Below are 11,424 nucleotides of genomic sequence, written 5' to 3'. Positions count from 1 at the left end.
CCAAAGGAAATCTTCAGTAGGCATCTATTGGCTATGGAAAACCAAAGCGTGTAGATTTTCGAACAGCGTTGCATTCAATCTGGAACTAGCATGCATTCAATCTGGAACTAGCAGCGAGTGGCTTCCATAATGAAGTGCCGCGGTGTCGCCTCTCGACGTATCGCGGCCTCGGCTCTCACAGAGAACCGAGTGTCGCCTGATCCGCGAGGATTGCTTCCGCCTCGTCGCGCTCCATCGCCATCACCCTGCGCGTGATGTCGAAGCTGAAGCCGTTTCGGGCGAATGCGGAGAATTCCCGCGTCTCGCGCTTCTCGTCGCCTTCGGCCCGGCGGAACGGACCGAAGCCGCGCTTGCGGGCGAAGATCAGTGCGGACGGCAGATCGTCGGTCTCGGCCAGTGCCGCCGTGACGGTCTCCCGGTCGATGCCCTTGTCGACGAGCTTGCGGGCGATCGCGCGTTTCGACTTACCGCTCCTCGCCGAGGACCGCACCTTGATCTCGGCATAGGAAGTATCATCGAGCGCCCGCAGCTGCCGGCCGAAGTCGACGGCAACGGCCGCGAGCGCCGCCACCTGTTCGTCACTGATCTCTTCGAACTTCTGTCTCGCCTTGCGTGAGACGGCGTCGGAAAGCTCGCGCTCGGTCATCATCTTGCGGGAGAGCCGGTAGGCCGCCGAGTTGCGGGCCCAGGCGAGCATGCGCGGCGTCGGCCCCTCGGTTTCGCCCTCGTCCATCGCCCTACCCTAATATCGCATATCGTCGATGTACGATATATTCTCAGCGCGCGTCGACATCGCCTCTCGCCCACATTTCCTGGGTTTCGGCCATGAAATCGGCGAAACGGCCCTCCTCAATCGACTTGCGGATGCCCTGCATAAGCTCCTGATAGTATGCGAGATTGTTCCACGAGAGCAGCATGCCGCCGAGCGCCTCGTTCGAGCGGACGAGATGGTGGAGATAGGCACGGGAATAGTCGCGGCTTGCCGGGCAGTTCGACTGCTCGTCGAGCGGACGCATGTCCTCGGCATGGCGGGCGTTGCGGATGTTGACCTTGCCGCGGCGGGTGAACGCCAGCCCGTGGCGGCCGGAGCGGGTCGGCATCACGCAGTCGAACATGTCGACGCCGCGGGCGACCGATTTCAGGATGTCGTCGGGCGTGCCCACCCCCATCAGATAGCGCGGCTTTTCGGTCGGCAGGACCGGCAGCGTAATGTCGAGCATGTCGAGCATCACCTCCTGCGGCTCGCCGACGGCAAGCCCGCCGACGGCATAACCCTTGAGATCGAGCTGCTTCAATCCTTCCGCAGAGCGGATGCGCAGGTCCGGGATGTCCCCGCCCTGCACGATGCCGAACATCGCCTTGCCGGGCTGCTCGCCGAAGGCGACGCGGCAGCGCTCTGCCCAGCGCAGCGACATTTCCATGGCGCGCTCGATTTCCTTGCGTTCTGCGGGAAGCGCCACGCATTCATCGAGCTGCATCTGGATGTCGCTGTCCAACAGCCCCTGGATCTCGATGGAGCGCTCGGGCGACATGTGATGGGTCGATCCGTCGACATGGCTCTTGAAGGTGACGCCCTGCTCGTCGAGTTTCCTGAGGCCGGAGAGCGACATGACCTGGAAGCCGCCGGAGTCGGTGAGGATCGGATACGGCCAGCGGATGAGCTCGTGCAGGCCGCCGAGGCGCGCGACGCGCTCCGGCCCCGGCCGCAGCATCAGGTGATAGGTGTTGCCGAGGATGATGTCGGCCCCAAGCTCGCGCACCTGGTCGAGATACATCGCCTTGACGGTGCCGACGGTGCCAACCGGCATGAAGGCTGGCGTGCGGATGACGCCGCGCGGCATCGAAATCTCGCCGAGACGGGCCTTGTCGCTGGTGGCCTTGAGCTTGAACTCGAATTTCTCGTGCATGGTCAGGATTTCCGGAAAAGCAGGCTGGCGTCGCCGTAGGAATAAAATCGATAGCCGAATTCGATTGCATGGGCATAGGCCGCACGCATGGTGTCGAGGCCGGCAAAGGCCGAAACCAGCATGAAGAGCGTCGATTTCGGCAGGTGGAAATTGGTCATCAGCACGTCCACCGCCTTGAAGCGATAGCCCGGCGTGATGAAGATGCCGGTCGGGCCGGACCACGGCTCGATGAGACCGGAGGCGTCTGCCGCGCTCTCGACCAGCCGGAGCGACGTCGTGCCGACGCAGACGATGCGCCCGCCCCTCGCCTTCACGGCGTTGAGCCGCGCCGCCGTCTCTGCGCTGACATGGCCGGTCTCGAGATGCATCTTGTGATCGTCGGTGTCGTCCGCCTTGACCGGCAGGAACGTGCCGGCGCCGACATGGAGTGTCACGAAATGGCGTTCGATGCCGGCCCTGTCGAGCGCCTCGAAGAGCGCCGGCGTGAAATGAAGCCCGGCGGTCGGGGCGGCGACGGCGCCCTCCTCGCGGGCATAGACGGTCTGGTAGTCGGTGCGATCCTTCTCGTCCTCGCCGCGCTTGGAGGCGATATAGGGCGGCAGCGGGATATGCCCGACCGTCATGATGGCCTCGTCGAGCGCCGGTCCGGAGAAATCGAAGCGCAGCGTCACCTCTCCCGCCTCGCCCTTCTCCTCGACCACGGCGCCGAGGGTTCCGAGCAGGCAGGTATCGCCGGTATGGCCGAATTCGATGCGGTCGCCCACCTTGATGCGCTTGCCGGGACGGGCAAAGGCCTTCCAGCGTTCCGGCCCGATCCGCATGTGAAGGGTGGCTGAAACCGGCGTCTGTTGCGCGCCCTCACGCAACCGCTTGCCTTCGAGCTGCGCCGGGATGACCTTGGTGTCGTTGAAGACGAGGGCATCGCCGGGTGACAGGAAGGACGGCAGGTCGAAGACGTGGCGGTCTTCGAGCACCGGCCCGCCATCCGGCCTGACGACGAGCATGCGGGCACTGTCGCGCGGGCTCACGGGCCTCAGCGCAATACGTTCCTCCGGCAGGTCGAAATCGAAAAGGTCTACGCGCATGGTGTCTCGGCTTCGGGAAAACGCGAAACCCGCCCGGGCGTCATGGACGCCGGGCGGGCTCTGAAAGCGGCTCTCGCTCATGCGTCGGCGGCGACCTTCATCGAGACGATCGAATCCGGATCGCGCACCGGTTCGCCGCGCTTGATCTGGTCGATGATCTCCATGCCTTCGACGACTTCGCCCCAGACGGAATACTGCTTGTTGAGCCAGGGCGCGTCGGTGAAGCAGATGAAGAACTGCGAGTTGGCGGAGTTCGGGTTCTGCGAGCGGGCCATCGAGCAGGTGCCGCGCACGTGCGGCGTGGCGGAAAACTCGGCCTTGAGATCCGGCTTGTCGGAACCGCCCATGCCGGCGCGCGCCGGATTGAAGCTCGGGCCGCCCTGCTTGCCGTACTGCACGTCGCCGGTCTGGGCCATGAAGTCCTCGATCACGCGGTGGAAGACGACGCCGTCATAGGCCCCTTCCCGCGTCAGTTCCTTAACGCGGGCGACGTGGCCGGGCGCGACCTCGGGCTTCAGCGCGATCACGACCTTGCCCTTGGTGGTTTCCATGATGATGGTGTTTTCCGGATCCTTGATCTCGGCCATAGATTTACTCCTCTCGGGGGGGCACGGAGGCCCGTTTTAAGATTACCTGCCGACCGTGACCTTGAGCATCGCGTCGGGATCGCTGACTTCGCCGTTGGCGCCTTCGCCGCGCTTGATCTTGTCGACATATTCCATGCCCGCGACGACCTTGCCGACGACCGTGTACTGGCCATTGAGGAAGCCGCCATCGGCGAACATGATGAAGAACTGCGAATTTGCGGAGTCCGGGTCCTGGGCACGGGCCATGCCGACGGTGCCACGCTCGAACGGAATATTGGAGAATTCAGCCGGAAGGTCGGGGAGCTTGGAGCCGCCGGTTCCGGCACGTGACGGATCGTAACCGTCCTTGAGGTCGCCGAATTCCACGTCGCCGGTCTGCGCCATGAAGCCGTCGATCACCCGGTGGAAGGCGACGTTGTCATACTCGCCCTTGCTGGCGAGCTCCTTCATGCGCTCGACATGTTTCGGAGCGACTTGCGGAAGCAATTCAATGACAACCGGTCCGTCCTTCAACTGGATTGTGAGGATATTCTCGTTCGACTGCGCGTTGGCCGTGCCGAAAAGTCCGGCGACCGCGAGCGTTGCGGCAAAGGCAAGATGAAGCAGCTTCATGGTGGCTCCGTAGTGTTTTGCTAACAGGTCAGGACTTGAGCCTGGATTTGAGTGCCGTCAGGACCGATGCCGGCACGAAGGCGCTGACGTCTCCGCCCATGGAGGCGATCTGGCGGACCAGTGTCGCCGTTATGGGTCGCGACGCAGTGCCGGCCGGCAGGAAGATCGTCTGCAGATCGGGCGCCATCTGGTAGTTCATGCCCGCCATCTGCATCTCGTAGTCGAGATCGGTGCCGTCGCGGAGCCCGCGCACGAGGAGCTTTGCGCCATGGCGGCGGGCCGCATCGACGGCAAGATTGTCGAAGGAAACGACGGAGATGTCGCCCACCCGCGCAGGCATCGCTTCGGCGAGTGAAAGGCGGATCAGGTCCGCCCGCTCGTCATAGCTGAACATCGGCGCCTTGCCGGGATGAATGCCGATACCGACGATCACCTTCGACACGACGTTCAGGGACTGAACGAGAACGTCCAGATGCCCGTTGGTCATCGGATCGAACGATCCTGGGTAGAAGGCAATGGTCATGGCGTCCCGGATTCTTTGTTTGGAGCCTTTTGTCACGGACAGTCGGAAATCGCAAGGGACTTGGCCGGTGGGCGACGTTCGCCGCATGTACCAAAGAAGGTCGCGCGCGCACCCGTCGGACCGGGCCGCTCCGCCGAATTCGCACCCGCACACCCCTTCCCTGTCAGGCTCTTTTGGAGTATCGGCTGCGATCGATGCTGCGTTGCACAACGGCGGGCGGAAAGATGAACGCCAGATGAACAAGCCATTAAGGCGTGCTTCAGCCTGACCTTGATATCAGATTTTCATGATGCAGAGGAACAATGCCATGGGCAGAGCATTCTTTGCGCGATGCGGCAGTTTCAGAAAGGACGAAGGCCATGACTGATAAAGTGACCCTTATCAACTTGGTTTGGCTCGCGACCATGACGGCGATGCTTGCGACCTCCGTCACGTTCTACATGAGCGAGAAGAACGACGCCAAGTTTTACGGGCCGCCGATGACGGCGAGCTACCACACTTTCGGGCACTGATCTTTCACCATAGGCGCAGCCACAGCAGACGAGAGACGAGGAGGACGTAGATGTTCATGACACTTGCCGTACTCGCAGCCCTCATCTGCGGGATGTTCGTCGCCTCCGTGACAACGACCGTTTCGGCGCTGCGTCGCGAGAGCGAAGACTACAAGTCGCTGATGGAAAGACATAGGGCCTTCTAGCGGCGCTCGGCCGCCCGGACCTCCAGGAAACGATACCGGCCGCAGGGATCCACACTTGCGGCTACGGCGGGCATCTTGCTCCGTCGGCCTCGATCAGAAATCGAGCCTCCGCCACAGGCTGGCGCGAGGCTCTTTTCATGCGCATCTGCACCTGAGCGCCGCAATGATCCGAAGAAATAGGCCGCCGGATCGCCCCGACGGCCTATTCCGTGTTCGTTACTCGGCGTCGCCCTGGCCCTCTGCGGGCATCTCGTCCGCCACATCCTCGACGTCGGCCTCGCCTTCGGGCTCGCTGATCCGCTCGACCGAGACGACCTTTTCGTCCTTGGCGGTGGAGAAGATCGTGACGCCCTTGGTGGCGCGGCTTGCGATGCGGATGCCGTCGACCGGCACACGGATCAGCTGGCCGCCGTCGGACACCAGCATCAGCTGGTCGTTTTCCTCGACCGGGAAGGCGGCGACCAGTTCGCCGATCTCCGCCGTCTTCGAGGTGTCGGTGGCGCGGATACCCTTGCCGCCGCGGCCCGAAGTGCGGAAGTCGTAGGACGACGAGCGCTTGCCGAAGCCCTTTTCCGAAACGGTGAGCACGAACTGCTCGCGGACCTTGAGCTCCTGATAGAGCTCTTCGGAAAGGTCGGCGAGTTCGCCCACCTCTTCGCCGACAAGCGCGATGTCCTCTTCATCCACCCCGCTGGCGCGACGCTCGGCGGCCGAACGTTTGAGATAGGCGGCACGCTGGGCGGCATCGGCATCCACATGGCCGAGGATGGTCATGGAGATCAGCCGGTCGCCGTCGGCGAGCGTGATGCCGCGCACGCCGATCGAATTGCGGCCGGCAAAGACGCGAACCTCGTCGACCGGGAAGCGGATCGCCTGGCCGAGCGCGGTGGTGAGCAGCACGTCGTCGCGATCGGTGCAGGTCTCGACGGAGAGGATTTCGTCGCCCTCCTCCTCGAGTTTCATCGCGATCTTGCCGTTGCGGTTGACCTGAACGAAATCCGAGAGCTTGTTGCGGCGTACCGTGCCTCGGGTCGTCGAGAACATGACGTCCAGGTTCTCCCAGGTCTTCTCGTCTTCCGGCAGCGGCATGATGGTGGTGATGCGTTCGCCGGGCTCCAGCGGCAGCATGTTGATGAGCGCCTTGCCGCGCGAGGTCGGGGTGCCGATCGGCAGCCGCCAGACCTTCTCCTTGTAGACGATGCCGCGCGAGGAGAAGAACAGGACCGGTGTATGGGTGTTGGCGACGAAGAGGCGGGTCGCGAAATCCTCGTCCTTCATGGCCATGCCGGAGCGGCCCTTGCCGCCGCGACGCTGTGCGCGGTAGGTCGCGAGCGGCACGCGCTTGATGTAGCCCGCATGCGAGACGGTGACGACCATGTCCTCACGGGCGATCAGGTCCTCGTCGTCCATGTCCGGACCGCCTTCGACGATCTCGGTGCGGCGAGGCGTGCCGAATTCGTCGCGAACGGCGGCGAGTTCAGCCTTGACGATCTCCTGGATGCGCAGGCGCGAGGAGAGGATTTCGAGGTAGTCGGCGATCTCGGCGCCGATCTTGTTCAGCTCCTCGTCGATCTCGTCACGGCCGAGCGCGGTGAGGCGCGCCAGACGCAGCTCGAGGATCGCGCGGGCCTGCTCTTCCGAGAGGTTGTACGTCAGGTCCTCGTTGATCCGGTGGCGCGGATCGTCGATCAGCCGGATCAGTGCCTCGACGTCGTGCGCCGGCCAGCGGCGCTCCATCAACTGCTCGCGGGCCGTCTGCGGATCGGGCGCGCGGCGGATGAGATTGATGACCTCATCGATATTGGCGACGGCGATGGCGAGACCGACCAAGACGTGCGCGCGTTCGCGCGCCTTGCGCAGCAGGTACTTCGTTCGCCGGCTGACGACCTCCTCGCGGAAGGAGACGAAGGCCCGTAGCATGTCGAGGAGCGCCATCTGCTCCGGCTTGCCGCCGTTCAGCGCCACCATGTTGCAGCCGAACGAGGTCTGCAGCGGCGTGTAGCGATAGAGCTGGTTGAGGATGACGTCGGCATTGGCGTCGCGCTTCAGTTCGATGACGACGCGGTAGCCTTCGCGGTCGGACTCGTCGCGCAGGTCGGAAATGCCCTCGATGCGCTTCTCGCGCACCAGTTCGGCCATCTTCTCGATCATCGTCGCCTTGTTCACCTGGTAAGGAACCTCGGTGATGATGATCTGCTCGCGGTCGCCGCGCATCGGTTCGACCCTGGCGACACCCCGCATGATAACCGAGCCACGGCCGGTCTCATAGGCCGACTTGATGCCCGAGCGTCCGAGGATCATCGCGCCGGTCGGGAAATCCGGGCCCGGAATGATCTGCATGAGTTCGGGCAGCTCGATCGCCGGATTGTCGATGATGGCGATGCAGCCGTCGATGACTTCACCGAGATTGTGCGGCGGAATGTTGGTCGCCATGCCGACGGCGATGCCGCCCGCGCCGTTGACGAGCAGGTTCGGGAACTTCGCCGGAACGACGACCGGCTCGGAGAGCGTGCCGTCGTAGTTGTCGCGGAAGTCGACGGTTTCCTTGTCGAGGTCGTCGAGCAGCGAATGGGCGGCCTTCTGCAGGCGGCACTCGGTGTAACGTTCGGCCGCCGGCGGGTCGCCGTCGATCGAGCCGAAATTGCCCTGACCGTCGATCAGCGGCAGGCGCAGCGACCAGTCCTGGGCCATGCGCGCCAGCGCGTCGTAGATCGCGGCGTTGCCATGGGGGTGATACTTACCCATGACGTCACCCGTCACGCGGGCGCACTTGACGTACTTCTTGTTCCAGTCGATGCCCAGTTCGGACATGCCGTACAGGATGCGGCGATGGACCGGCTTCAGGCCGTCGCGGACGTCCGGAAGGGCGCGGCTGACGATTACGCTCATGGCGTAGTCGAGATACGACCGCTGCATTTCCTCAATGATGGAAATCGGCTCGATGTCGGACGGGGACTTGCCGCCGCCGGGAGTGCTTTGCTCAGTCAAATCTGGTCACGATCTCTGTTCGGAATCACTGTCTAGCTTATAGCCGAAAGGGCGCCGTGGCGCCAATTTCGCAGCAGGTTTTGAACAGCTTTTGCGGCGCTGGAAAGGCAGAACGATCAAATACCTAGACAAATTCGAGGCTGTCGGTGCTACTCTTCGCGAAATAGCAGGAGAGGCAGACTCGATGGCACCGACGGACGCACTGATAACGGCATTCACCACGCTCCTGGTGACGCTCGATCCGCCGGGCCTGGCGCCGCTCTTTCTCGGCCTCACACAGGGCATGACCGGTGCGCAGCGGCGCCAGGTGGCGGTCCGCGGTTCGCTCATCGCCTTTGGAATCCTTGCCGTTTTCGCCGTCTTCGGCTCGGGCATCCTCGGCGTGCTCGGCATCTCGATGGGCTCCTTCCGGATAGCCGGCGGCCTGATGCTGTTCGCGATCGCCTTCGAGATGATCTTCGAGAAGCGCAACGAGCGGAAAGAGAAGACCAAGGACGACGCGATCACCCGCGACCACATCCATCACCTTGCCGTTTTCCCGCTGGCGATCCCGCTGATCGCCGGCCCCGGCGCGATCTCCGCGACGGTGCTGATCGCCGGCACGATGGACGGCATCGCCGGACGGGTCGGGCTGATCGGCGTCATCGCCGTGTGTCTGGCGCTCGTCTTCCTGGCGTTGATGCTGGCGGAGGGCCTCAACCGCTTTCTCGGCGTCACCGGCCGCGCGCTGCTGACCCGCCTGCTCGGCGTGCTGCTTTCGGCGCTCTCGGTGCAGTTCGTCGTCGACGGGGTCAAATCGGCCTTCGCCGGGTGAGACGCCGGCGTTGCCGCCGGCGCCCGCTCTCTCAGCTACGGTGCAGGAAGTCGAGGAGCGTCGCGTCGAAGCGTTCGCTTTCCTCGAACTGCATGGTGTGCCCGCTGTGTTCGAACATCTCGATCGTCAGCCGCGCGAAGTCGCCCCGGAACGGTTCCCATGCCGCGGGCGGTGCGATGAGGTAGTCGAAACGCCCGAGTGCGAGTAGCACCGGCGCCGTGACGCCGCGCGCAAGCGCGTGCATGTCGATATCACGGAACACCTCGCCCCATAGATGATCGAAGCCGATGTCGTTGATCCAGACGCCGTCCCATAGCGGACGCGCATCGAAACCGGGATCGAACCAGCTGCGTGCGCCAAGCCGGATCAGCAGGTGCTTGAAGCGCTCGTGAGGATGGGCGGCGATGTCACCGGCAAGCTTCGCCATCTCCCGGTCGAAAATCGCCTTGCGCTCGGGCGAGGCTTCCTCGGCCCAGCGTCGTTCCGCCCACTGCGCGAGCTCAGCTCCCTGGTTCGGGCCGGTGCCCGCGAGCACGACGTGGGACACGTGGTCGGGAAAACGACGCGCATATTCGAGTGCCATGTAACCGTGGCCCGAATGCCCGAGAATGGCGCAGCGCTCCAGCCCGAAGGCCTGCCGTGCCAGTTCTATGTCGGCGATGATCCGGTCGAAGGCGAAGTCGCTCGCCTCCACCGACCCGAGCGGCCGGGCGAAGCATCTGTGATCGACAAAGTGGAGGCGGGCCGAGCGGCGAAGTCCGGGCGAGAAGGTCCGCGCGTAGTAGAGGCTGCTGCCGATGACCAGCACGGGGAGCCCCTGCCCTTCGATCGCGTAGCCGAGCTCGAAGACGCCCGAGCGAATGATGCCGCGCTCGGCGCGGCCGTAATTCAGTTTTTCCATGACGATGTATCCGATAGTGCGGTTCGCCGCGCCGTGTCTGGCTGCGGGAACCGGACATTGACCCAAGAAAACGCACGAACACGCGGCGGCAAAAAGCCGGCGGCGACGCGCAACGATTTTCGTGGTCAAGGTCGCTAACGGATGAGGCGCATGGGACTTTCTCTCTGAATGGTCAACCGCAAGGGACGCGGGTGCCGGCATCGAGCCGTCGGCAGCAATACCGCTCCTGCGCATCGCAAACAAGGGGCTGTATAGCCCCGCCGATGGTCAGGTCAGCGCTGCGCCTTCAGGATGCGCTTCCAGATCGTGCCGCCGAGATAGCGGTTGAACACGACGAAGTAGGCGACGATCAGGGCGAACAGCACGAAGGCCGGCAGGCCGTTCAGCTGGAAACCGCCCTCCGTGCGGCCGCCGGTCACCGAGGCGACCAGAAAGCCGAGCACGAAAACGGCGGTGAAGAAATCGAGCAGTGCCGCGAGCACGATGCGCCAGGTCGCGGGTCCGGTATCCGTCTTCGTCTCTCCCATCGAAAGCCCCCTTTCGGATCAACGAGAAGATATGGCGCGCGCCCGGCCGGACGGTGGTCCCGGAATCAGAACGGGATGTCGTCGTCGAGATCGCGCGAGAAATTGCCGCCGCCGCCAGCCTGGTTGCCGGTGCGGGCCGGCGCACGGGACGGCTGGTTGTAGTCGTCGCCGTAGCCGCCGCCGAAATCGCTGCCGCCACGCGAGGCGCCACCGCCCTCGCCGCGGCCGCCGAGCATGGTCAGGTTCGAATTGAAGCCCTGCAGGACGACTTCGGTCGAATAGCGATCGTTGCCGTTCTGGTCCTGCCACTTGCGGGTCTGCAACTGGCCTTCGACATAGACCGTCGAGCCCTTCTTCAGATACTGTTCGGCGACCTTGCAGAGACCTTCGTTGAAGATCACCACGGTGTGCCACTCGGTCTTTTCCTTGCGCTCGCCGGTGTTGCGGTCGCGCCAGGATTCGGAGGTCGCGATGCGCAGGTTGGCGATCGGACGGCCGTCCTGGGTCCGGCGGATTTCCGGATCCGCGCCGAGATTCCCGATCAGAATTACCTTGTTCACGCTACCAGCCATAACACACACCTTGGGAAGAGAGGGCGCCGGACCGGCCGCACCCGCATTTGTCGATTTCCGCCACCTTAAACCAATCGCGGGCGGCGATGGAAAGTCTTAACCGTTAATCCACAGCGAAAAATGTTCTTTATTTGTTCTAATGATTGTCTATGATCCTGTCAACCGACTCGAAATGTGACCCGCGACGTCCTGTTCCGCCTCGACAGAGGCA

13 protein-coding genes are annotated in these 11,424 nt (G+C 63.7%); 3 read left to right on the top strand and 10 right to left on the bottom strand.

Annotated features, from left to right (window positions below; genetic code table 11):
- Positions 1-175: 175 nt before the first annotated feature.
- The 6 genes from recX to coaD form a co-directional block, all read right to left on the bottom strand.
- Positions 176-733, bottom strand: coding sequence for a recombination regulator RecX (gene recX, locus DFR48_RS11560; RefSeq protein ID WP_114363289.1), 558 nt, complete (start codon positions 731-733; stop codon positions 176-178).
- A 43-nt stretch (positions 734-776) separates the two neighbouring features.
- Complete coding sequence (gene tgt / locus DFR48_RS11555; protein ID WP_114363288.1) at positions 777-1,907, bottom strand: tRNA guanosine(34) transglycosylase Tgt; 1,131 nt, start codon at positions 1,905-1,907, stop codon at positions 777-779.
- A gap of 2 nt (positions 1,908-1,909) precedes the next feature.
- Positions 1,910-2,992, bottom strand: a complete 1,083-nt coding sequence (gene queA, locus DFR48_RS11550) for a tRNA preQ1(34) S-adenosylmethionine ribosyltransferase-isomerase QueA (protein ID WP_114363287.1) — start codon at positions 2,990-2,992, stop codon at positions 1,910-1,912.
- Between the two features lie 77 nt (positions 2,993-3,069).
- A complete protein-coding gene (locus DFR48_RS11545) occupies positions 3,070-3,579 on the bottom strand; it encodes a peptidylprolyl isomerase (protein ID WP_114363286.1) in 510 nt (169 codons plus the stop codon).
- A gap of 42 nt (positions 3,580-3,621) precedes the next feature.
- Complete coding sequence (locus tag DFR48_RS11540) at positions 3,622-4,191, bottom strand: peptidylprolyl isomerase (protein WP_114363285.1); 570 nt, start codon at positions 4,189-4,191, stop codon at positions 3,622-3,624.
- A 28-nt stretch (positions 4,192-4,219) separates the two neighbouring features.
- Entirely contained in the window at positions 4,220-4,714 is a 495-nt protein-coding gene (coaD, locus tag DFR48_RS11535) for a pantetheine-phosphate adenylyltransferase (protein ID WP_114363284.1), read from the bottom strand.
- Between the two features lie 359 nt (positions 4,715-5,073).
- Here coaD and DFR48_RS21940 point away from each other — a divergent pair, with 359 nt between their 5' ends.
- Together DFR48_RS21940 and DFR48_RS22355 are read left to right on the top strand one after the other, a co-directional pair.
- Positions 5,074-5,226, top strand: a complete 153-nt coding sequence (locus DFR48_RS21940) for a hypothetical protein (protein ID WP_170141850.1) — start codon at positions 5,074-5,076, stop codon at positions 5,224-5,226.
- A gap of 50 nt (positions 5,227-5,276) precedes the next feature.
- Complete coding sequence (locus DFR48_RS22355; RefSeq protein WP_256481255.1) at positions 5,277-5,411, top strand: hypothetical protein; 135 nt, start codon at positions 5,277-5,279, stop codon at positions 5,409-5,411.
- A gap of 216 nt (positions 5,412-5,627) precedes the next feature.
- Here DFR48_RS22355 and gyrA read toward each other — a convergent pair whose 3' ends face one another.
- Positions 5,628-8,399, bottom strand: a complete 2,772-nt coding sequence (gene gyrA / locus DFR48_RS11530) for a DNA gyrase subunit A (protein ID WP_114363283.1) — start codon at positions 8,397-8,399, stop codon at positions 5,628-5,630.
- A gap of 184 nt (positions 8,400-8,583) precedes the next feature.
- Here gyrA and DFR48_RS11525 point away from each other — a divergent pair, with 184 nt between their 5' ends.
- Complete coding sequence (locus DFR48_RS11525) at positions 8,584-9,213, top strand: MarC family protein (protein WP_114363282.1); 630 nt, start codon at positions 8,584-8,586, stop codon at positions 9,211-9,213.
- Between the two features lie 31 nt (positions 9,214-9,244).
- Here DFR48_RS11525 and DFR48_RS11520 read toward each other — a convergent pair whose 3' ends face one another.
- The 3 genes from DFR48_RS11520 to DFR48_RS11510 form a co-directional block, all read right to left on the bottom strand.
- Complete coding sequence (locus tag DFR48_RS11520) at positions 9,245-10,114, bottom strand: alpha/beta fold hydrolase (RefSeq protein WP_170141849.1); 870 nt, start codon at positions 10,112-10,114, stop codon at positions 9,245-9,247.
- Positions 10,115-10,386: 272 nt separating this feature from the next.
- On the bottom strand, positions 10,387-10,641 hold the full coding sequence (locus tag DFR48_RS11515) for a hypothetical protein (protein ID WP_114363280.1): 255 nt from the start codon (positions 10,639-10,641) through the stop codon (positions 10,387-10,389).
- A gap of 65 nt (positions 10,642-10,706) precedes the next feature.
- Positions 10,707-11,213 (bottom strand): single-stranded DNA-binding protein, encoded by a 507-nt coding sequence (locus tag DFR48_RS11510; RefSeq protein ID WP_114363279.1) that lies wholly within the window; start codon positions 11,211-11,213, stop codon positions 10,707-10,709.
- Between the last annotated feature and the right edge of the window lie 211 nt (positions 11,214-11,424).

The organism is Ciceribacter lividus, assembly GCF_003337715.1.
GTDB classification, from domain to species: domain Bacteria; phylum Pseudomonadota; class Alphaproteobacteria; order Rhizobiales; family Rhizobiaceae; genus Allorhizobium; species Allorhizobium lividum.
The sequence above is the reverse complement of the archived record's forward strand: the minus strand, read 5'-3'. Positions and strand labels throughout refer to the sequence as shown.